This window comes from Streptosporangium sp. H13245 (assembly GCF_055690525.1).
The window spans coordinates 1-21897 of sequence record NZ_JBSZKT010000020.1; the positions used below are offsets into that span (position 1 = coordinate 1).

Consider the following 21897-nt stretch of genomic DNA (forward strand, 5'->3'; position numbering starts at 1 on the left):
AGTCGCAGGCGGCGGGGTTGCTGGACCAGACGGCCTACACCCAGGCGGCGTTGTTCGCGGTCGAGGTGGGGTTGTTCCGGGTGCTGGAGGGGTGGGGGGTGCGGGCGGACTACCTGCTGGGGCACTCGATCGGGGAGCTGGTCGCGGCGCATGTGGCGGGGGTGTTGTCGCTGGAGGACGCGTGTGCGCTGGTGGCGGCGCGGGGCCGGTTGATGCAGGCGCTGCCCGAGGGCGGTTCCATGGTCGCGCTGCAGGCGAACGAGGCCGAGGTCTTGGAGGTGCTGTCTTCCGTTGACGCGGACGGGACCCGAGTGGGAATCGCCGCGTTGAACGGCCCGACCTCGGTGGTGGTGTCTGGGGATGAGGATGCGGTCGCCGAGGTGGCGGAGCATTTCACTGGTTTGGGGCGGAAGAGTCGTCGGTTGCGGGTCAGTCACGCGTTCCATTCGCCTCGGATGGAGGCGATGCTGGCGGAGTTCCGGGCGGTGGCGGAGAAGGTGTCGTACGGCCCGGCGCGGATCGCGGTGGTCTCTAACGTCACGGGTGCGTTGGCGGGGGAGGAGTTGGGCACGGCGGAGTACTGGGTGCGGCATGTGCGTCAGGCGGTGCGGTTCGCCGACGGGATCGCGGTGTTGGAGGCGGCCGGGGTCGGCACGTTCGTGGAGGCGGGTCCGGACGCGGTGCTGTCGGCGATGGGTCAGGAATGCGTTACCGGTGACACTGGAGCGGTGTTCGTGCCGATGTTGCGGCGTGATCGTGGTGAGGCATCAGAGCTGGTCGCGGCGGTGGGTGCCCTGCACGCACGCGGCGTGGCCGTCGACTGGGAGGCTTTCTTCGCCGAGGTGACGGGTGCGGCCGGTGTCGAGGGGCCGCGTCGGGTGGAGTTGCCCACGTACGCCTTTCAGCACCACCACTACTGGCTGCAGGTCCCCAGCTCCGGAGACCCGGAGTCCGTCGGCCTCGGCTCCCCCGGCCACCCCCTCCTGGGGGCCGCCGTCGAGCTGCCAGACTCCGGCGGGCACCTGTTCACCGCCCGTCTCTCGGCCCGTACGCACCCGTGGCTCGCCGACCACGCGGTGGGCGAGACGGTGCTGTTCCCCGGCACCGGGCTCGTGGAGCTGGCCGTCCGCGCAGGAGACCAGGTGGGCTGCGCCAGGGTCGAGGAGCTCACCCTGGAGGCCCCGCTGGTCCTGACCGGTCAGGGCGGCGTCCAGGTGCAGGTCGTGGTCGGCGCCCCGGACGACTCCGGGGCCCGCGCGGTCAGCGTCTACGGGCGCGCCGAGGACCTCCCGGCCGACGAGCCGTGGACCCGGCACGCCACCGGCCTCCTCACACCCTCGGAACCCACCGGGGACTTCGACCTCGCCGAGTGGCCGCCGCCCGGTGCCGAGCCGGTGGAGACGGACGGCCTCTACGACCGGCTCACCGACCTCGGCCTCAACTACGGCCCGGCCTTCCGCGGCCTCACGGCGGCCTGGACGCGCGGCGACGAGGTGTTCGCCGAGATCGCGCTCCCCGAGGCCGTCGCCACCGACGCCTCCCGGTTCGGCATCCACCCGGCCCTGCTGGACGCCGCGCTGCACGCCCTCGCCCTCAGCGACGCCTCGGCGGAACACGCCGCGCTGCCGTTCACGTGGTCGGAGGTGGAACTGCACGCCGCCGGGGCGTCCGGCCTGCGGGTACGGGTGGTCCCGACCGGCGGAGACTCGCTGCGCCTGGAGGCGGCCGACCAGGCCGGGCACCCGGTGGTGTCGATCGGCTCGCTCGTACTGCGCCCGATCGGCACCGGCGACCTCACCGCTGCCCGCCCGGACGCCGGGCGCTCGCTGCACCGGGTGGAGTGGGTCCCGGCCGAGACCGGGACCGTACCGGCGGAGGAGTGGGCGCTGCTCGGCGGCGACGCCTCCGGCGCCGGGGCGGCGCTGCGCGCGGCCGGGACCTCCCCGGCGTCCTACGCCGGGATCGAGGAGCTGGTTGCGGCCCTCGACTCCGGCGCGGCCGTCCCCGACGTCGTCCTCGTGAGCACCGGCACCGAGGCCGATGGTGAAACCGACGCGGAGGTCGTGGCGGGGAGCGTCCACTCGGCCGTCCGGCGGGCGCTGGACCTGGCGCGGGCCTGGCTGGCCGACGACCGCCTCGACGGCTCCCGGCTGGTCTTCGTGAGCAGGGGAGCGGTCTCCGCCGCCTCCGGCGAGACCGCCCGCGACGTCGCCGGGGCCGCCGTGTGGGGCCTGGTCCGCTCGGCCCAGGCCGAGAACCCCGACCGGTTCGTCCTCGCCGACCTGGACGGCCACGCCGCGTCCGCCGGACGGCTCCCCGCCGCGCTCGCCACCGGCGAGCCGCAGGTGGCGCTGCGGGAGGGAGGGGCCGTGCTGGCCGCCAGGCTCGTCCGCGCGACCGGCGCGGCGCTGTCGCCGCCCGAGGGCGCCGCCTCCTGGCGGATGGACAGCAGGGACAAGGGCACCCTGGAGAACCTGACGTTCCTGGACGCGCCCGAGGCCGTCGCCCCGCTGGCGCCGGGGCAGGTCCGGGTCGCGCTCCGCGCCGCCGGGGTGAACTTCAGGGACGTGCTCAACGCGCTCGGCATGTACCCGGGCGAGGCGGGCGCGATGGGCCTCGAGGGAGCGGGCCGCGTCGTGGAGGTCGGCCCCGGCGTCACCGCGTTCGCCGTGGGCGACCGGGTGATGGGCATGTTCGACGGTGGCGCGTTCGGCCCGCTCGCCGTCACCGACCACCGCCAGCTGGCCGCCGTACCCGGCGGCTGGACCTTCGCCCAGGCCGCGTCGACGCCGGTCGCCTTCCTCACCGCGTACTACGCGCTGGTGGACCTGGCGGGGCTGAGGGCGGGGGAGAAGGTGCTGATCCACGCCGCCGCGGGCGGGGTGGGCATGGCCGCCGTGCAGCTCGCCCGCCACTTCGGCGCCGAGGTCTACGGCACCGCCGGGACCGGCAAATGGGACGTCCTGCGCTCCCTGGGCCTAGACGAGGCGCACATCTCCTCCTCGCGCACCCTGGACTTCGAGGGCGCCTTCCTCGCCTCGACCGGCGGGAGAGGAGTCGACGTGGTCCTCAACTCGCTGGCGGGCGACTTCGTCGACGCCTCGCTGCGGACGCTGCCGCGCGGCGGCCGGTTCGTGGAGATGGGCAAGACCGACCTCCGGACGCCCGAGGCCGTGGCCGCCGCGCACCCCGGTGTCCGCTACCGCGACTTCGACCTCGTCGAGGCTGGGTACGACCGGATCGGGGAGATGCTGCGCGCTCTCGTCGACCTGTTCGAGCGGGGGGCGATCCGGCCGCTGCCGGTGGCCGCCTGGGACATCCGCCGCGCCCCCGAGGCGTTCCGCTTCCTGTCGCAGGCCCGGCACGTCGGCAAGGTCGCGCTCACCCTGCCCGTCCCGCTCGACCCGGACGGCACCGTGCTGGTGACCGGCGGCACCGGCGGCCTCGGCGGGCTCGTCGCCCGCCACCTCGTGACCGCCCACGGCGTCCGCAACCTCCTGCTGGCCGGGCGCAGCGGCCCCGCCGCCGAGGGCGCGGAGTCGCTGCGGGCCGAGCTGACGGCCCTGGGCGCGGACGTGGAGATCGCCGCCTGCGACGTGGCCGACCGGACCGCCCTGACGAAACTGCTGGCCGGGGTGCCCGCCGAGCACCCGCTCACCGCGGTGGTGCACGCCGCGGGCGTCCTGGACGACGGGACGATCGCCTCCCTCACCCCCGACCGGGTCGACAGGGTGCTGCGCCCCAAGGCGGACGCCGCGCTCAACCTACACGAGCTGACCCGCGACCTCGACCTGTCGTCCTTCGTGATGTTCTCGTCGGTGGCGGGCACGCTCGGCAGCACCGGGCAGGGCAACTACGCCGCGGCCAACGCGTTCCTCGACGCGCTGGCCGGGCTGCGGCGCGCGCAGGGACTGCCCGCGCTGTCGCTGGCCTGGGGCCCCTGGTCCCAGGTGGGCGGCATGCTCGGCACCCTCACCGACGCCGATGTCAGCCGGATGGCCCGCGACGGCATCGTGCCGCTCGTCCCCGAGGAGGGCCTGGCGCTGCTCGACGCGGCCTCGGGCAGGCCGGAGTCCGCGCTGGTGCCGATCCGCCTCGACGCCAAGGCACTGGCGGCCAGGGGTGACCGGCTGCCCCCGCTGCTGCGGGGCGTGGTGCGCGCGCCCGCCCGCCGTACCGCGACGGCCGCCACGGGCGGGCAGACCGGCGCCGACCTGCTCACCAGGCTGGCCGCGCTCCCCGCCGCCGACCGCCACCGGATGCTGCTCGACCTGGTACGGGCCGAGGTCGCCGCCGTGCTCGGCCACGCCTCCGCCGACCAGGTGGAGGCCGACCGGGCCTTCGACGAGATGGGCTTCGACTCGCTCACCTCGGTCGAGCTGCGCAACCGGCTGAACGCCGCGACCGGCAGGCGGCTGCCCGCCACGCTGGTGTTCGACTACGCGAACCCGGCGGCCCTCGCCGACTACCTGCGCGCGGAGATGGCGCCCGACGAGGCGCCGACCGAGACGCAGGTTCTTCAGGAACTCGACCGGCTGGGCCGGGTGCTCACCGAGATCACCCCAGACGAGGAGACGCGGTTCACGATCGCCACGCGTCTGGGAGGTCTGCTGGCCCAGTGGCGCGGCGACCGGCCGGAGGCGGACGCGAACGGCGCGGCCACCGGCGAGGGCGTCGAGTCGGCGAGCGCCGACGAGCTGTTCGCACTGATCGACAAGGGGCTCTGAGCCCTGTGTTCCCAAATGTTCCCGCCGTGACGAACGGTCCCTCCGACAAGCGGTCCCTCCGCGGTGTTCCCGCCGTGGTGAGCGGTCTCTCCGATGAACGGTCTCTCCGTGGTGGTTCCGCCGCGTTGAGCGGTCTCTCCGATGAACGATCTCCGCGTGGTGTTCCTGCCGCGTTGAACGGTCTCTCCGATGAACGGTCTCTCCGTGCCGAACGCCCCAGCGGTGGGCGCCCGGCTCGACGTGTGGGAAGGTGACGTGACGTGGCGGACGAGCAGAAGCTCCTCGGCTATCTCCGGCGGGTGACCGCGGACCTCCAGCAGGCCCAGCAGCGGCTGCGCGAGGTGGAGGCCAAGGACCGCGAGCCGATCGCGGTCATCGCGGCCGGATGCCGGTTCCCCGGGGGCGTACGCAGCCCCGAGGACCTGTGGCGGCTCGTCGCGGAGGGCCGCGACGGCATCTCGGACTTCCCCGGCGACCGGGGCTGGGACCTGGAGGCCCTGTACGACCCGGAGCTCACCCGGCCCGGGACCAGCTACACCCGCGAGGGCGGTTTCCTCTACGACGCGGGAGACTTCGACGCGGGCTCCTTCGGCATCTCGCCGCGCGAGGCGCTCGCCGCCGACCCGCAGCAGCGACTGCTGCTCGAGGTGTCCTGGGAGGCCTTCGAGCGGGCCGGCGTCGACCTGGCGTCGCTGAAGGGCAGCCAGACCGGCGTCTTCGTCGGCGCCTTCTCCAGCGGGTACGGCACCGGCCTGGACGCGCTGCCCGAGGGCGTGGAGGGCCACCTGCTGACCGGCAACTCCACCGCCGTGATCTCCGGGCGGGTCGCCTACGTGTTCGGGCTCAAGGGCCCGGCGGTCACCGTCGACACCGCGTGCTCGTCGTCCCTGGTGGCGCTGCACTGGGCGTGCGACTCGCTGCGGCGCGGGGAGAGCACGCTCGCCCTGGCCGGTGGGGTGACCGTGATGGCCACTCCCGAGACGTTCGTGGAGTTCAGCCGCCAGCGGGGCCTCGCGCGAGACGGACGGTGCAAGGCGTTCTCCGACGACGCCGACGGCACCGGCTGGGGCGAGGGCGCGGGCATGCTGCTGCTGGAGCGGCTGTCGGACGCACGCCGCAACGGCCACCCGATCCTCGGCGTCATCCGAGGCTCCGCGGTCAACCAGGACGGCGCCAGCAACGGCCTGTCCGCCCCGAACGGGGTGTCCCAGCAGCGGGTCATCCGCCGCGCGCTCGCCAACGCCGGTCTCGCCGCGTTCGACGTGGACGCCGTCGAGGCGCACGGCACCGGTACCACCCTCGGCGACCCGATCGAGGCGCAGGCCCTGCTGGCCGCGTACGGCAAGGACCGCCCCGAGGACCAGCCGCTGTGGCTGGGGTCGATCAAGTCGAACATCGGCCACACCCAGGCCGCCGCCGGGGTCGCGGGCGTGATCAAGATGCTGATGGCGTTGCGCGAGGGCGTCCTGCCCAGCACCCTGCACGTGTCCGAGCCCTCCTCCCACGTGGACTGGTCGGCCGGGAACGTCCGGCTGCTGACCGAACCCGTCGACTGGCCGGACGCCGCCGAGCGGCCCCGCCGCGCGGGCGTCTCCTCCTTCGGCGTCAGCGGCACCAACGCCCACGTGATCGTCGAGCAGGCCCCCGCCCCCGACACATCGGCCGGGGAGCCCGAGTCTGCGGACGCCGCACCGGCGCTCGCGCTGCCGGGGTTCGCGACGGCGTGGGCCGTCTCGGCCAAGAGCGCGCCCGTCCTCCAGGCCCAGCTCGACCGGCTCCTCGCCCACGCCGAGGACCACCCCGGGCAGCCGGTCGCCGACATCGGCCTCGCCCTGGCCGCCGCGCGCACCGCCTTCCCGCACCGGGCCGTGGTCGTGGGACGCGACCGCGAGGAACTGCTGGCCGGGGTGCGCGGGCTGCTCTCGGGCGACGAGACCGCCGGCGCGGTCACCGGCGTGGCGGCCGGGACGCCGGGCAAGACGGTGTTCGTCTTCCCCGGCCAGGGCTCGCAGTGGGCCGGGATGGCCACCGAGCTGCTCACCGCGTCCCCCGCCTTCGCCGGGCACGTCGCCGACTGCGAGCGGGCGCTGGCGCCGTTCGTGGACTGGTCGCTGTCCGCCGTGCTGCGCGGGGAGCCCGGCACGCCCCCGCTGGACAGGGTGGACGTGGTCCAGCCGGTGCTGTGGGCGGTCATGGTCTCGCTGGCCCGGCTCTGGAGCGGGTACGGGATCCGCCCCGACGCCGTGATCGGCCACTCCCAGGGTGAGATCGCCGCCGCCACGGTCGTCGGCGCGCTCTCCCTCGACGACGGCGCCCGCGTCGCCGCCCTGCGCAGCCAGGCCATCGGCGACGTGCTCGCCGGGCGCGGGGGCATGGTCTCCGTCGGGCTGCCCGTCGGGGAGCTGACCGCGCGGCTGGAGCCCTGGCGGGACCGGATCTCCGTCGCGGCGGTCAACGGGGCCCGCTCGGTCGTGGTCTCCGGCGTGCCGGACGCCCTCGACGCGCTGATCGAGGAACTGACCGCGGAGGGTGTCCGGGCCAGGAAGGTCCCCGTCGACTACGCCTCCCACTCCGCGCAGGTCGAGGAGCTGCGCGATCGCCTGCTGCGCGACCTCGGGCCGATCGAGCCCCGCGCGGGCGAGGTGCCGATGATCTCCACGGTGACCGGCGACTGGGTCGGCGACACCGCCCTCGACGCCGAGTACTGGTACACCAACCTGCGCCGCACCGTCGGCTTCGACGCCGCCGTCCGCGCGCTCGCCGCGCAGGGGCACGGCGTGTTCGTCGAGACCAGCCCGCACCCGGTGCTCACCATGAGCCTTCAGGAGACCTTCGACGCGCTTGGCCACGACGCCGTCGTCACCGGCACCCTGCGCCGCGACGACGGCGGGCTGCCCAGGCTCCTGGCCTCCGCCGCCGAGCTGCACGTGCGGGGCGCCACCGTCGACTGGTCGGGCCTGTACTCCGGGGCCCGCCCGGTGGACCTGCCGACCTACGCCTTCCAGCGGCGGCGCTACTGGCTGGAGTCCGCGCCGGTCGCGCAGGCCCCGGCCGCCGACCCGGTGGACACCGCCTTCTGGGAGGCGGTCGAGCACGGGAACGCGCTGAGCCTCGCCGACGACCTGCGGATCGCCCCCGGCGTCCTGGACGAGGTGCTGCCCGCGCTGTCCTCCTGGCGGCGGCGTACGCGGGAGCGGGCCACGATCGACTCCTGGCGCTACCGGGTGGCCTGGCGGCCGGTCGGTGACCCGGCGGGCGGCACGCTGACCGGCTCGTGGCTGGTCGCCCTGCCCGCCGACGGCGACTCCGCCCCGACGGCCACGCTGGACGCGGTCGTCGCCGGGCTCGCCCGGCACGGCGCCCGGGTGGTGCCCGTCGAGGTGGCCGGGCAGGACCGCGCCGCGCTCACCTCCGCGCTGCGCGACCGGCTCGCCGACGAGCCCGTGACCGGCGTGCTCTCCCTGCTGGCACTGGACGAACACCCCCACCCCGCGCACCCCGGGCTCTCGCGCGGTACGGCGGCGACCGTCACGCTCGTCCAGGCCCTGAACGACGCCGGGGTCACCGCCCCGCTGTGGGCCGTGACCTCCGGCGCGGTGGACACCGGCACTTCCGGGGACGCCGCCCCGTTCCAGGCGCAGGTCTGGGGGGTCGGCACCGTCCTCGCCCTGGACCACCCGGACACCTGGGGCGGCCTCGTCGACCTGCCCCCCGCCCCGGACGAGCGGGCCGTCGACCGCCTCTGCGGCGTACTGGCCGGGCCGGGCGGGGAGGAGCAGCTCGCGGTCAGGGAGAACGGGATGCTCGCCCGCCGGATGGTACGGGCACCGCTCGGCGACACCCTCACCGGGCACGCCTCGGGTTCATCTGCCTCTGAGGCTCCCGGCGGTGTCCGGCGGCTGAGCGGCACCGCGCTCGTCACCGGCGGCACCGGCGGGGTCGGCGCGCACGTGGCCCGCTGGCTGGCGGGCCGGGGCGCCGAGCACCTGCTCCTGACCAGCAGACGCGGTCGCGCCGCCGCGGGCGCCGCCGAGCTGGAGGCCGAGCTGACGGCCCTGGGCGTCACGGTCACGATCGCCGCGTGCGACGTCGCCGACCGCGAGGACCTCCGCCGCCTGCTGGACGGGCTGCCCGCGGAGTACCCGCTCCGCGCGGTGGTCCACGCGGCCGGTGTCGTCCAGGACGGGGCGCCGCTGGCCGGTACCACGGTCGAGGAGTTCGCCGAGGTCGGCCTGGCCAAGGTCGCGGGCGCCCGGCACCTCGACGAACTGCTGGGCGACCGCCCGCTGGACCTGTTCGCGCTGTTCTCCTCGGGGGCCGCCGTCTGGGGCCAGGGAGGACAGGCGGCGTACGCCGCGGCGAACGCGTTCCTGGACGCGCTGGCCGCCCGCCGCCGCGCGCGGGGACTGGCGGCGACCTGCGTCGCCTGGGGTGCCTGGGGCGGCGGCGGCATGGTGGACGACGAGGTCGGCTCCCGGCTGCGCCGCCTCGGCGTACGCGCCATGGAGCCCTCCGCCGCCACGGCCGCGCTCGGCCAGGCCCTCGACCACGACGAGCCTCACCTGGTGGTGGCCGACATCGACTGGAGCCGGTTCGCCCCCGCGTACACCCTCTCCAGGTCCCGCCCGCTGCTGCGGGCCCTTCCCGAGGTCACCGCGATCCTCGACGGCGGCGGCCGCGACGACGAGGAGGAGGAGACGGGCGGTTCGCCGCTGGTGGCCAGGCTCGCCGGGCTGCCCGAGGAGGAGAGGCTGGACGTGCTGCGCGAGGCGGTGCGGGTACACGCCGCCAGGGCGCTCGGCCACCCCGGCCCCGAGGCGATCGACGCGCAACAGAACTTCCTGGAGGCGGGCTTCGACTCGCTGACCTCCATGGAGCTGCGCAACGGCCTCGTCAAGGCGACCGGGCTGCGGATGCCCGCGACGGTGGTCTTCGACTATCCCAACCCCTCCGACCTGGCGAAACACCTTCTGGGTGAGCTGGCGGCCCGCCTGGGCGGCGGCGGGGACGGCGCACCGGGCGGGGCCGACCCCTCGGAGACCCCCAGCGCGCTGTTCCACGAGGCCGCGAAGGCGGGCAAGATGCACGAGGCCATGGGGCTCCTGCGGGCCATGGCCGACCTGCGTCCCTCCTTCTCCTCGGTCGAGGAGCTCGACGAGATCCCGCCGCCGGTCAAGCTGGCCTCCGGTCCCGGCGGGCCCGCGCTGTTCTGCTTCAGCACCCCCATGGCGCTGGGCGGGGCGACCCAGTTCGCCCGGCTCGCGGCGAACTTCCGTGGCGTACGGGACCTCTACGCGCTCACGGTGCCCGGCTTCGCCAAGGAGGAGAGGCTTCCCGGCACGGTCGACGCCGCGGTGCGCGTGTGGGCGGAGTCCGTACGCCGGGCCGCGGGGGACGAGCCGTTCGCGGTCCTCGGCTACTGCGCGGGCGGGATCTTCGCGCACTCCGCCGTCGGCTACCTGGAGAGCATCGGCGTCAACCCGGTGGGACTGGTCCTGCTGGACACCTTCATGCCCGACGACAAGGTCATCGACGACATCGGCATGCAGCTGGTGCGGGGCATGTTCGACAGGGAGGCGTCCTTCGGCCCGTTCACCAGCGCGCGGCTGGCGGCGATGGGCCGCTACTACCGGCTGTTCCGCGAGAGCACGGTGGGGGAGGTGCGGGCGCCCATCCTGTTCCTGCACCCGGACACCCCGCTGACCGGCTTCGACGGTGAGGTGCCGGTCAGCGACGACTGGCGTGCCTCCTGGCACACCGAGCACGTCCTCCGCGAGGTCGAGGGCGACCACTACACCATGCTGGAGGACAGGTCTCCCTCGATGGCCCGCGCCATCGAGGGCTGGCTGGAGTCGCTGGGGTCGCCGTCCGGCGACGGCGACCACTGAGGGCCGCGCCGCCGCCGGTGCCGGACTCATCCCCAGTCCGGTGCCGGTGGCGGCGCTTCAGGCTGTGAATTCGCCGTCCTGGCCGCCGGTGGCTACGGCGTCGTGTAGCCCAGCTTGTAGGGGCCGACACCGCTGGAGGCGATCACCAGGTAGCGGTAGTAGCCGGGCGGCCCCCGGTAGCCGATCGCCTCGAAGGGGTTGGGGCTGTCGGAGGAGGCGACGGTGTTCCAGACGGAACCGGTCTGCTTCTGCAGGTAGAGGTCGTAGTCGCCGCCGGTGTTGCTCTCCAGGCAGCCGTAGTGGTCGCCGGTGACGGTCGTGCTGTAGTACAGGCCGTTGGGCTGGTAGACGAACTTGGCGCTGCCCAGCGTGCCGGTCAGGACGGTGGGGTAACCGCTGCAGCTCCCGGTGCTCGCCAGGGGGGCCACGTCGTTGGTCACCAGGGTCAGGTCGTAGGCGGTGAGGATCCCGCCGATCGGCTGGACGTAGGTGACGCCGCCGCCGGAGCAGCTGCCCGAGCCGCCCGAGACGACCCCCTGGGCCTGGTCGACCGAGATCACGGAGGCGCCCGAGTCACCGGGGTGACCGCAGGCGCTGGTACGGATCAGGTTGTGGGCGACCCCCTCGGGGTAGGTGACGTCGGCGTCGCGCTGGGCGATGGTGCCGCAGTACCAGTTGAGGCCGGTGCTGGAGGATCCGGCCAGGCAGGCCGAGGAGCCCTCGATGGCCGGTCTGGCGCCGTAGACGCGCACGGTGCCACCGGTGTCGTTGCCCACCAGCGGCCGGGGCAGCCAGGTGTCGTTGACCGCGACCCACGAGTGGTCGACGCCCGGGAACGTCGAGGCCTGTACGGTGCCCTGGGCGAGCCGGTTGAAGCCGACGGTGGCGTCACCCGGCCTGCCGCAGTGCCCGGCGCTGACGAACCCCTTCTGGGTGCCGTGGTGCACCGAGAAGCCGACCGAGCAGCGGGTCGTGGCACCGACGTAGTAGGCCTGGCCGCCCACCAGGTCGGTCTGCGGGTCGGCGCGCAGGAGCCGGGGCCGTTCGGTCGAGGAGATCACCTGAACCGCGGCGGGGGTGACCCGGGCGGCCCTGATGGAGTTCGCGGTCGCCTTGGGCGTGTTCGACAGGACGATGACCTTGTTGGTCTTGACGTCGATGTAGCGCACGCTGCTCACCGCCGACAGGGCGGGCACGGCGTCGTCGAGCTTCTCCTTGACCTGCTCCAGCGTCGCCAGCGACCGGGCGACGAGGAGGGGCTGCGCCCCCCGGGCGGTGATCTGGGCGCTGTCGGCCTGGCTGGTGGTGGCCACTATGAGGATCTGGGCGGTGGGGTCCGGCAGCCAGGCACCGGCGAAGCGGTCGCCGAGCCGTCTGCGGAGCTGCGCCGCGATCGGGGTCAGATGGACCTCGTTGAGCAGGCGCTTCTGGGCCTGGGCCACGGTGAGGCCCAGGTCGCGTTGCAGGGCTTCCAGCATGCCCAGCGGAGGTTTCCACGCCGTCGCGACCCGCTCGGCGGCCTGTCCGCCGGGAACGGCCGAGATCGTCCGGGCCGGGTGGGTGGCGACGGCCGAGGCCATCACCGGCGCGAGCACGGTGATCGCCACGAGACATCCTGTGGCGGCGGCACCCTTGCGGAACATGGTGTTCTCCTTGACCTCGGCTCTGTGAGCATGAGGGGAGATCGCCTCGTAGCACCGATCGATCCGGGATACCGGCGATGTCACTTTAATGCAGCTCAACGCCCAGAAAGTGCTGCGCCACGCGGAGCCCGCCCCATGAGTGTGGCGCGGTTGTGCGAGGGCGGCCGACGCCGGTGAGGTCGTCGTGAACAAGAAGCCGAACGCGCGCCTGACGGACCCCCGGCCTTCCGCGTTCGTCGTGCGAACGACCGCCTGGCGGCGTGGCCGGGCCTTGATGACCAGAAGTGGCCAGCTTGCCCGGATCGTCCGTCTGATCAGCACTCATCCGTGACAATCGGCTCATCGGCCCCTGGAACGGTCCCGTCCCTGGAACGGTCCCGGCGAGAGCCGTCACCCGGGAGCGGGAGTGACCTCGGAGGGAGAGGGAGCACATGGGCATGCGTCCGCTCGGTATCGACGGTGCGTGGGTCTTCGAGCCGGAGGTGTTCGTGGACGAGCGCGGGAGCTTCCACGAGTGGTTCCACGGCGGCACGTTCGACGGGGCGACGGGGCAGGGGCTCGCGCTGTCACAGGCGAACCTCTCGGTCTCGCGCCGAGGGACGGTCCGGGGGGTGCACTTCGCGGACGTCCCGCCGGGACAGGCCAAGTACCTGAAGTGCGTGCGCGGGTCGGTCTTCGACGTGGTGGTCGACCTGCGGGTGGGGTCGCCGACGTTCGGGCGCTGGGAGTCGGTGGTGCTGGACGACGTCGACCACCGCTCGGTGTACGTGTCGGAGGGGCTGGGACACGGGTTCATGGCGTTGAGCGACGAGGCCATGGTGGTGTACCTGTGCTCCGAGGGCTACGCGCCGGGCCGCGAGCACGGGGTCGACCCCTTCGACACCGAGCTGGGGATCGGCTGGCCGGGCGGGGTGACGCCGCTGCTGTCGGCCAAGGACGCGGCGGCGCCCTCCCTCGCGGAGGCCGGGCGGCGGGGGCTGCTCCCGGCGTACGAGGAGTGCCGCCGCTTCTACGCCAAACTCCGCACCTGACACAGCACCCCGCCGATCGCGCTCACGCTCCAGACGGCGTGCCGCCGGTCGTGACGCCGGTCGCGCTCACGCTCCGGACGGCGTGACACTGGTCGTGATCATGTTCCGGACGGTATGCCGCCGATCGTGACGCCGGTCGCGCTCACGCTCCAGAGGGCGCGCTGCCGGTCGTGCTCATGCTCCGGACGGCGTGCCGCCGATCGTGATCGCGCTCCAGACAGCGTGCCGCCGGTTGTGACGCCGGTCGCGCTCACGCTCCGGACGGCGTGACACTGGTCGCGCTCACGCTCCGGACGGCGTGACACTGGTCGCGCTCATGCTCCGGACGGTGCGGGCAGGTCCCGGCGGATCGACGCCTCGACGCCCTCGACAGCGGTGATCGCCCCGTACGCGACCAGCCGTACCAGGTCGGCGTCGTCCGGGTGGTCGGTACGCCAGGCCGCGACGTCGGCGTCGGTGACGCGGTACGGCGCCAGCGCGGCGAGCAGGGCGAGCCTCGCCCCCGGCCGGTCGGCGCCGGGCAGGTCCGCCAGCGGCCCGTCCAGCCACCCGCCACCCATCCCCGGATGCTCGCCGTCCCACCCGTCCACGGCCTCCAGTACGGTCGCGCGGGCCCGCTCGCCCAGCAGCGTCCCGCCCGCGCCCGCCGCCGACCGCAGCGCGGCGAAGGCGGCCCCCACCGGTGTGCCCGCCGCCCAGCCGGGCTCAGGGAGCGCGGGCGGCCCCGCCAGCAGGGGGAGGCTCGCACCGGCCGCCGACCGCCTGCGTACGGTACGGGCCAGCGCCCTGCCGCCCAGGCTGCGGACCAGCCGCGACCGGTGCAGGTTGCCGGGCAGCATGCTGTCGGCCAGCAGGGCCGAGGCCACGCGATTGATGAAGTGGAAGGTCAGGGCGGTGCCCGCGTACTCGGCCGCGTGCTCCGGAGGGAACGCCGCCGACGGCCGCGCCGCGCCCGGCACGCGGGTGGCCGTGGCCCAGTCGAGGAGCGCGGCGTGCCCGGGATCGGCGGGCGTGCCGCCGCGCGCGATGACCTCGGCCAGCCGGTGGTCGCCGGTGGCGTGCAGCAGGGTGGTGTGCGCGGCGACGCAGTACGGGCACCGGTTGGCCACGGACACGCCGAGCGCGACCACCTCCCTGCCCGTCCTGGAGGCGGGCCCGGCCACGAGCGACTCGCGCAGCAGCGCCCAGGTCGCGGCGAGCAGGTCGGGCGCGGGGGAGAGCGTCATGAGGACCGGCATCCTGGCGAGGCCGAAGTCGGTGGCCGCCTGGCCGTAGACGTCGGCGACCCGGCCGGTCGCGGCCTCGGGGGTAACGGGAGTCACGTATCGGAAGGTGTTCGCCATCTGCCGTCGTTCCCATCGTGGTGGGTGGTCGGAACGCCGCCGTCCCCGGTCGCGGAGACGGCGCCCGGATCGGGGTGGCCCCCGCGGAACCGTCCGGGCCCGCCGTGGCACCCCCGGCGACCCGGCCCGGCTTCCGGCCGGTGTCCGTACCGGCGAGCCGGTGCCCGTACCAGAGCCGGTGTTCGTACCAGAGCCAGACCAGAGCCGGTGCCTGTACCGGGGCCGGTGTCCGTACCGGTGAGCCGATGGTCGCCGATCGGCCCGCTTCCGGGCGTCGCACCGGTGGATGCTCTCGTGCCCGGCACCGGGGGCGTAGCGGACCGGAGGCTACCGCGCAGGGAGTAGCCCCGGTCCCCTCTCCGGGAGGAGGCGCGGAACGCGGCGCCCGGTCTACTGTTCCGGCATGAATCGCATGCGCGAACGGCGCGGTCACGTACGCGGAGAGCGGGGGCACGCGTACGGATGGCACGATCGCGTACGCGGGTGGGCCGATCGCGCACCCGGTCGGGCTGATCGCGTACGCGGGTGGGTCGATCACGTACGTGGGTGGGGTGACCGGGTGCGCGGGTGGGCGGGGCGCGGTCAGGTGCCGGACGCGGCGCTCGCCGGGGGGATCGCCGTGCTGCTGGTGGCCGGTACGCTCGCCGGACCGGCGCAGGGCGGTCCGCACGGGCCGGTCGAGTACGCGCTGCTGCTCGCCGGGACCCTGCCGCTCGCCGCCCGGCGCCGCCTCCCGGCCGTGATCGCGCTGTTCACCGCGCTGTGCATGATGGTCTACTCCGTACGGGCGGACGTCGGGCCCCCGGCGGCCTTCCCGGTGCTGGTGGCCGTCTACACCGCGGTCCTGACCGGTCACCGCTCCGCCGCGGTGGCCGCGAGCGCGGTGTTCCTGGGCGGCAACCTGGCGTTCGGCCTGTCGTCCGGAGTCGGAGCCGGACTCGGGGTCGAGTCCGGGGGATTCTCGCGGCAGTCCACCGGCCTGCTGGTCGGCTGGTTCGTCGCCGCGGGCGTCATGGGCGTGGTCTCCCGCCACCGCCGGGACGACCTGCGACGGGCCGAGGAACGCGCCACCGAGGCCGAGCGCACCCGCGAGGAGACGGCCCGCCGCCGCGCGGACGAGGAACGGCTGCGGATCGCCAGGGAACTGCACGACTCGCTCACCCACAGCATCTCCGTGATCAAGGTACAGGCCGGGGTCGCGGTCCACCTCGCCCGCAAGCGAGGTGAGGAGGTGCCCGCGCCGCTGCTCGCCATCCAGGAGGCCAGCGGGGAGGCCATGCGAGAACTGCGCGCCACCCTGGAGGTGCTGCGCGACGACGAGCCACCCGGCAGCGGGCTCGACCGCCTCGCCGAACTGGTCGAGCGGTCACGGGCGACGGGCCTGCCCGCGACCGTGGTCGTGGACGGGGAGCGGCGGGCACTCTCCGCGGACGTCGACCGCACCGCGTACCGGATCGTCCAGGAGGCGCTCACCAACGCCGCCAGGCACGCCGGTCCCGCGGTGGCGTCGGTGCGTATCACCTACGGCCCCGAGGAGCTGACCGTGCGGGTCGACGACGACGGAAGCGCGGCGCCCGGCGCCGTCCCGGTGCCCGGGGTCGGGCTGAACGGCATGCGCGAGAGGGTCACCGCGCTCGGCGGGCGGCTGCACGCCGGACCCCGCACCAAGGGCGGTTTCAGCGTCCGCGCCGAACTCCCCGTGGACGGCCCCGCATGACGCGCCAGGCTTTTGCGGGAGGGCACCGCATGATGCGTCGGGCTTTTACAGGAGGGTGCTTCGTGACGCGCCGGATTCCTACGGGAGGGCACCGCGTGACGCGCTGGGTTTTTGCGGGACGGTGTTTCGTGACGCGCCGGGGTCCTGCGAGAGGGGGCCGCGTGATGCGCCAAGCTCCTACAGGAAGGTCCCGCGTGACGCGTCGGGTTCCTGCGGGATGGTGTTTCGTGACGCGCCAGGCTCCTGCGAGAGGGAGCCGCGTGAGACGTTGGGCTTTTGCGGGAGAGTGCCGCGTGATGCGTCGGGCTTTTGCGGGAGGGTGCTTTGTGACGCGCCGGGGTCCTGCGGGAAGGGGCCTTGTGACGCACTGGGCTCCTGCGGGAGGAGGCCGCGTTACGCGCGCCGGGCTTTCACCGGAGGGTGCCCCATGATTCGCGTGCTGCTCGTCGACGACCAGGCGCTCATCCGCGCGGGGTTCCGCGCCCTGCTCGACGCCGAGGACGGCATCGAGGTGGTCGCCGAGGCGGCCGACGGGCTGCGGGGCGTCGAGCTGGCCGCCCGCCACGTCCCCGACGTCGTGCTCCTCGACATCCAGATGCCCGTGCTCGACGGCATCGAGGCGACCCGGCGGATCGCCGCCGACCCGGCCCTGGCCGGTGTACGCGTCGTGATTCTGACCAACTACGGGCTCGACGCGTACGTCTTCGACGCCCTGCGCGCGGGCGCGGCCGGGTTCCTCGTCAAGGACACCGAACCCGAGGACCTGCTCCACGGCGTGCGCGTGGTCGCGCGGGGTGACGCCCTGCTGTCGCCCGGCATCACCCGCAGGCTGATCGCCCAGTACGTGTCCCGTCCGGCCGACGCGGTCACGGAAGGCGCGCTGGACATCCTCACCAGGCGCGAACGGGAGGTCGTGGCGCTGGTCGGCCGGGGGCTCAGCAACGACGAGATCGCCACGGACATGGTGATCAGCCCGTTCACCGCCAAGACCCACGTCAGCCGCGCCATGATCAAAACCGGGGCCCGCGACCGCGCCCAGCTCGTCGTCCTCGCCTACGAGTCGGGCCTGATCATGCCCCGATCCACGGGAACCTCATGACGCCCCGGATACCCCGTGACCCGCTCGCGCCGGTCTCGTTGACCTGGTCATGGCCCGGTTCTGAGGCCGCCTCCGCTTCCATGGACGGCTCGTGACCGGGAGAGGGGCTCGCGCCCGGCTCGCCGGATGAACCCGGACGGTGAGGCGCTCATCGTGTGAAACGCGGGAGGTAAGCCGATCACCCGGCGGGGCGCTCACCGGGTGAAGCGCGAGCGATGGGGCGCTCATCGTGTGAAACGCGGGCGGTAAGGCGTTCACCCCGTGGGGCGTTCACCGCGTGAAACGGTCGGCCCGTTCCGCGACGAACTCCTCCACCGTCGTCGCGGGCCGTCCCGTGACCGACTCGACGTCCCGGGTCGCCCGGTCATAACGGTTCTCGCGGTGCAGACGCGCCATGGTGACGATGTGCTCCTCGGTGTGCGCCGGAAGCCCGGCGGGCGCGAGGACCTCGTCGATCCAGGCGTCGAGCGGTACGTCCACGTACGTGACTTTCCTGCCCAGCGCCCGGGAGTACTCCTCGGCGACGCCGGTCATCTCCTGGGAACGGGGCCCGGTCAGCTCGTAGACGCGCCCGATGTGCGGTCGCGGGTCCTCCAGGATCGTGGCGACCACGGCCGCGACGTCACCGGCCGCGACCGGTGACGTGCGGCCGGTCCCGAAGGGGAGCCGGATGGTCCCGCTGTCGGCGATGGAACGCTCGGCCAGCGTCGTGAACATCGGGTTCTCCAGGAAGGCGGTGGGCCGTACGTGCACCACGGGAAGCCCCGACCAGTCGAGCACCCGCTCCGACAGCCAGTGCAGCCGCTGCTGGTGGGACTCCTCGGTGCTCAGCGCGGTCATCTGGGACACGGTCATCTGCGAGATGCCGACCAGGGCCTCCAGCCCGCCCACCGCGCGGGCCACCGTCGCGACGGTGGCGGCGGCCTCCAGGTACGACGGCGACACGCTCATGCCGAAGAATATCCGGGAACACCCGTCGAGGGCGTTCGCCACGTCGGTGGGCCGGGTGAGATCGCCGACCACCACCTGGGCCCCGAGGGCGCGCAGCGCGTCAGCGCGCTCGTCGTCGCGGTGCGCCATCGCCCGCACGGGCAGGCCGCGCCCGCGCAGCAGCCCGACCACGGTACGGCCGACGCCCCCGACGTCCCCACCGGCACCGGTGACGAGAACGGGCTCGTCGTCCATCGCTGCCCCCTTGTCTCGGATCTAGGAACGGTGGCTCCAGGCACCGGTGCCCGGATCGGCCTACCGGTTCACGGGCCGGTCGAACACCGGTGGCGGGGGGCGTGCGAGCCGGGACCCGGCCACGGCGGTGTGGCCGAGGCGTTCCCCTTTCAACCAGTGTCCCCACGCCGTGCTCCGGCGACCCTCCGTACACCCCTTCACGATGATGAGGAGATCTTGGGTTCCCGGGGGTCAGGGAGGCAGGCATCGGGCGTGAGGCCGCACCGGGGAAGACACCTGACCCCCGGGAAGCAGGGGGAGAACTCACGCCACGTTCAAAGGCCGCATGTCCTGGACACGGACGATCAGCTGGGTGGCGAGCGCCCTGGGAATCGACACCTCGTCCTTCAGGCTGACCTCGACGTTGCGTTCGCCCGTGTGGAGCGCTCCGCGGCCCGGACCGGGGGTGAACATATCGGCCAGTACGGCGGCGGGTTCGGCGCGGGCGACGGTGCAGACGGCCTGGGAGAGGCGAAGCTGGGGGCAGGTGGCCAGCGCCTCCGGGATACAGGTCCAACACGTTGGCGGAGCGCTGGTGAGACCCCCGGTGGGGTCGCCGGGGATCTCACGGAACGCGCTGTCGGTCATGATCCACGGAATGCGTCCGGTGTCGGGGTCGGTCGCGGCCTGCCCGCAGACCTGGCACAGCAGTTTCTCCATGCACCGCCACTGGCGCAGGGTGTTGAGCTTGCGCCACTGCGGCGCCCCGCGCTGGTTGTTCAGCACCCGGACCCGCAACACCCCGCCGACCCGATCGCCCCGGCGTTCGTCGGCATAGGCCAGCCGAAGCCCGCCCAGCGGACGCCGCACGAACCTCAAAGGCTGCGGCGCGACCTCGTCGGCGTGCGCGATGACATAGGGGACCCGAAGCTGCGCCGGCACAACGCCGCTCATCTTCTCCCTCCATCCGGTACGAGCGACCACACCACCCGCACGGCCAGCCATCCCAGCTCAAGCTCTCGAAACGCCGTGGCGTCCACCCCGGCCACCTCATCACAGGAGCGCGCCTCGCCGTCCGGCCTCATCTCCCGCCTCACGCGACCTCCTTCGGCAGCGCGGCGAGGATCAGATCCACCACCGCGAGCGGCTGATCGGCGTTCACCAGCTGGGTCGTGATCCCCACCGAAGGCAGCGAGACCACGAAACAGCCGGAACACTCCCCCACGCTCACACTCGCCACCTCCCAGCCATCGCGACTGTGCGCGATCAGCTCGAACCGATCTTCCCGAGGAAACGGAAGCGGCCGATGCCCACGAAGGCGAAGCCCCACGTAGTGAATGATCGACGTACGCACACCCCGCGCATGGACCAGCCGTGCGAGGTCCCGCAACCCCTCGGGAAGCCCTTGCCCATCAGGGCTGGCGGTCTCATCGCCCTCATGCCCCCCGGCGCGGGCCTCTGTCACTCTCTGTCCGGATGCCATAACCCAGACGGTAGGAACCTCGATCTATGAGCGGCTAGAGGTTTTCATCAGTTTGCAGATGATCTCGGGCTGTCTCTATCAGCGTGCGTGCGGTCGCACCGTAAACGGCCAGGTCGCGGAGCATGGCGAACGCTCTCAAGAACGTGCCGATCTCCTCAGGCCGGTTCGTCCGGAGACCTCCCGACCACAACTCGCTGCGCACGAGCTTGCCGTCGAAGATGTAAAAGCCTTCGCCCGGGTAGAGAGTCCGCACGCGATTCGGCGGAATGATGCCCAGAGAGACATGAGGCAACGCCGTCACTGTCAGAAGGAAATCCAGCTGCTCGCGCATGACGCCAATACCACCGATGATGAAATTGAGCGCCCCGGCCTCGACAAGGAAGCTGTAGCGGTTGCGTCCGGTCCCGGCTGTGATGAGCCGTTGACGCGGCATGCGGGCGGCTACGGCGGCCTCTGCCTCCCCCTCGGGCAAGTCGTAAAGCCGACCAGCGGACTCGAAGAGCGCCCGAACGTAGCGAGGGGTTTGCAGGATGCCAGGCACGACGACGGATTCGTAGGCACACAGAAGTTCCGTCTGCTCATACAGCGGCATGGCCCGTGACTGGATGTGCTGCTGCCCGGCTTGGAGATGACGCCGCCACTCCACCCACATTTGTTCGATTTCGCGCTGCACGGCGATCAGCTCGGGAATTATCCGCGCGACGCCACAGGCGATACACCAAGCCCGGATATCTTCCTCGGACGGGTTTTGTTGCCCGTGCTCAATTCGGCTGATCTTGGTGTTGTGGAGACCTGACGCCTCCGAGAGCTGCCGTCCCGTCAGGCCCGCGTCTTTGCGCAGGTCCCGGAGCCGGACGCCGAACGCCTTCTTCGCCGATGCTGCTTGTGCTGACATGTCAGGTTGGTTCAGGTCGGGCGATACTCGCCATGCGGGATCGAGAAAGCCCAGACGGCTTCAAAAGCATCACGACAGAGCTTCACAACATCAGGGTCGGTGTAGAGCTGGCGCTGGATTACCTCACCGTCTCCGGAGAAAATGCCGAAAACCACGGCTTCCTCATCGAACATCCAGAAGTCGTTGCCAGGCAGTGCCACGGCCGAGACGAGCCGCCTTGGTACCCAACGGATCTCTTCCCCAGCCTCCACGCTCGGGCCTACAACGTCATGGGCGAACTGGCGATACTCCGACAGCGGTTCAGAGACGACGCACGCACGTCGATAGCGCTTGCCCTCGGCTACCGCCGCACGAATTCGGTCGCACCACGGGTTCATCCAGCTCAGATCGTCAGCCTCACCCGCCTTCCACGCGGCGAACCTTTCACGCTCCAGATCGCTGGTGGCGTAGTGATCCCGCAGCTCCAGGTGGACGGCTTCGCGCTTGAACGTCGCGAAGAACCTCCCGCGCTCCTCAGCCGAGATCAATTCCATAATGCTCCTTGGCATATTTGTGTACGAGTAGCTCCACCAAGGGGCCTGGAACCTCGACCGAGGTCTCGTGAGGCTTCAGGGCCACCAACTGTGTCGCCACTTCGGGCTCCTCGCGTCGATCGCCCTGGACGACCCATGTGCCCCGGTTGGTCCGGTAGAAGGTCGCGCAGTCTTCACCCGGCACAGAGTCCGGGTCCGTGCAGAAGAAGGTGAGACGCAGGTCATTGTGAGTATGAGAAGTTTGCATGACTTTGCGACCTCCACAGTCAGCGTATGTCATCCATGACACTCGCTCGGTTCGGAAGGAAGGTCAAGCGATTCCCGGCAAGTCAGCCCGTCGCGAGTCAGCACCGGTGCTGACAACAACCCGGAAC

At 72.7% G+C, this 21897-nt stretch carries 13 protein-coding genes; 5 read left to right on the top strand and 8 right to left on the bottom strand.

All coding sequences use genetic code 11. The features are described from left to right. Positions 1-17: 17 nt before the first annotated feature. Complete coding sequence (locus ACW9TB_RS24760; RefSeq protein ID WP_472750449.1) at positions 18-4727, top strand: SDR family NAD(P)-dependent oxidoreductase; 4710 nt, start codon at positions 18-20, stop codon at positions 4725-4727. 260 nt (positions 4728-4987) lie between these two features. Continuing rightward, positions 4988-10615, top strand: a complete 5628-nt coding sequence (locus tag ACW9TB_RS24765; RefSeq protein ID WP_472750450.1) for a type I polyketide synthase — start codon at positions 4988-4990, stop codon at positions 10613-10615. 92 nt (positions 10616-10707) lie between these two features. Here ACW9TB_RS24765 and ACW9TB_RS24770 read toward each other — a convergent pair whose 3' ends face one another. After that, positions 10708-12258, bottom strand: a complete 1551-nt coding sequence (locus ACW9TB_RS24770; RefSeq protein WP_472750451.1) for a S1 family peptidase — start codon at positions 12256-12258, stop codon at positions 10708-10710. Between the two features lie 437 nt (positions 12259-12695). Here ACW9TB_RS24770 and rfbC point away from each other — a divergent pair, with 437 nt between their 5' ends. Continuing rightward, complete coding sequence (gene rfbC, locus ACW9TB_RS24775; protein ID WP_472750452.1) at positions 12696-13289, top strand: dTDP-4-dehydrorhamnose 3,5-epimerase; 594 nt, start codon at positions 12696-12698, stop codon at positions 13287-13289. Between the two features lie 314 nt (positions 13290-13603). On the opposite strand, the gene ACW9TB_RS24780 is transcribed toward rfbC, so the two are convergent. Then, positions 13604-14611: a carboxymuconolactone decarboxylase family protein gene (locus ACW9TB_RS24780; RefSeq protein WP_472750453.1), complete on the bottom strand. Its 1008-nt coding sequence runs from the start codon at positions 14609-14611 to the stop codon at positions 13604-13606. 580 nt (positions 14612-15191) lie between these two features. Between ACW9TB_RS24780 and ACW9TB_RS24785 the strand changes: the two genes are divergently transcribed. Together ACW9TB_RS24785 and ACW9TB_RS24790 are read left to right on the top strand one after the other, a co-directional pair. Next, the gene (locus tag ACW9TB_RS24785) at positions 15192-16349 is read left to right on the top strand and encodes a sensor histidine kinase (protein WP_472750454.1); all 1158 of its coding nucleotides are present in this window, start codon (positions 15192-15194) and stop codon (positions 16347-16349) included. A 427-nt stretch (positions 16350-16776) separates the two neighbouring features. Next, the gene (locus ACW9TB_RS24790) at positions 16777-17448 is read left to right on the top strand and encodes a response regulator (protein ID WP_472750455.1); all 672 of its coding nucleotides are present in this window, start codon (positions 16777-16779) and stop codon (positions 17446-17448) included. A 270-nt stretch (positions 17449-17718) separates the two neighbouring features. Here the strand turns inward: ACW9TB_RS24790 and ACW9TB_RS24795 are convergent, their stop codons facing one another. The 6 genes from ACW9TB_RS24795 to ACW9TB_RS24820 form a co-directional block, all read right to left on the bottom strand. After that, positions 17719-18633 (bottom strand): NAD(P)H-binding protein, encoded by a 915-nt coding sequence (locus ACW9TB_RS24795; RefSeq protein ID WP_472750456.1) that lies wholly within the window; start codon positions 18631-18633, stop codon positions 17719-17721. A 303-nt stretch (positions 18634-18936) separates the two neighbouring features. After that, positions 18937-19566, bottom strand: coding sequence for a hypothetical protein (locus tag ACW9TB_RS24800; RefSeq protein ID WP_472750457.1), 630 nt, complete (start codon positions 19564-19566; stop codon positions 18937-18939). Beyond that, on the bottom strand, positions 19563-19709 hold the full coding sequence (locus ACW9TB_RS24805; protein ID WP_472750458.1) for a hypothetical protein: 147 nt from the start codon (positions 19707-19709) through the stop codon (positions 19563-19565). Before ACW9TB_RS24805 ends, ACW9TB_RS24800 begins: the two co-directional genes overlap by 4 nt. Beyond that, the gene (locus tag ACW9TB_RS24810; protein ID WP_472750459.1) at positions 19706-20095 is read right to left on the bottom strand and encodes a hypothetical protein; all 390 of its coding nucleotides are present in this window, start codon (positions 20093-20095) and stop codon (positions 19706-19708) included. The genes ACW9TB_RS24805 and ACW9TB_RS24810 overlap by 4 nt, the downstream gene beginning before the upstream one ends. A gap of 34 nt (positions 20096-20129) precedes the next feature. Beyond that, positions 20130-20990 (bottom strand): helix-turn-helix domain-containing protein, encoded by an 861-nt coding sequence (locus ACW9TB_RS24815; protein ID WP_472750460.1) that lies wholly within the window; start codon positions 20988-20990, stop codon positions 20130-20132. Positions 20991-21001: 11 nt separating this feature from the next. Next, positions 21002-21523 carry a DUF6879 family protein gene (locus ACW9TB_RS24820; protein WP_472750461.1) on the bottom strand — a complete coding sequence of 174 codons (522 nt, stop codon included), beginning with the start codon at positions 21521-21523 and terminating at the stop codon, positions 21002-21004. Between the last annotated feature and the right edge of the window lie 374 nt (positions 21524-21897).

Coding starts and splice junctions, on each gene's coding strand:
- ACW9TB_RS24770 (WP_472750451.1), bottom strand. CDS start 12,258: ATGTTCCGCAAGGGTGCCGCCGCCACAGGATGTCTCGTGGCGATCACC.
- rfbC (WP_472750452.1), top strand. CDS start 12,696: ATGCGTCCGCTCGGTATCGACGGTGCGTGGGTCTTCGAGCCGGAGGTG.
- ACW9TB_RS24790 (WP_472750455.1), top strand. CDS start 16,777: ATGATTCGCGTGCTGCTCGTCGACGACCAGGCGCTCATCCGCGCGGGG.
- ACW9TB_RS24795 (WP_472750456.1), bottom strand. CDS start 18,633: ATGGACGACGAGCCCGTTCTCGTCACCGGTGCCGGTGGGGACGTCGGG.
- ACW9TB_RS24800 (WP_472750457.1), bottom strand. CDS start 19,566: ATGAGCGGCGTTGTGCCGGCGCAGCTTCGGGTCCCCTATGTCATCGCG.
- ACW9TB_RS24810 (WP_472750459.1), bottom strand. CDS start 20,095: ATGGCATCCGGACAGAGAGTGACAGAGGCCCGCGCCGGGGGGCATGAG.
- ACW9TB_RS24815 (WP_472750460.1), bottom strand. CDS start 20,990: ATGTCAGCACAAGCAGCATCGGCGAAGAAGGCGTTCGGCGTCCGGCTC.
- ACW9TB_RS24820 (WP_472750461.1), bottom strand. CDS start 21,523: ATGGAATTGATCTCGGCTGAGGAGCGCGGGAGGTTCTTCGCGACGTTC.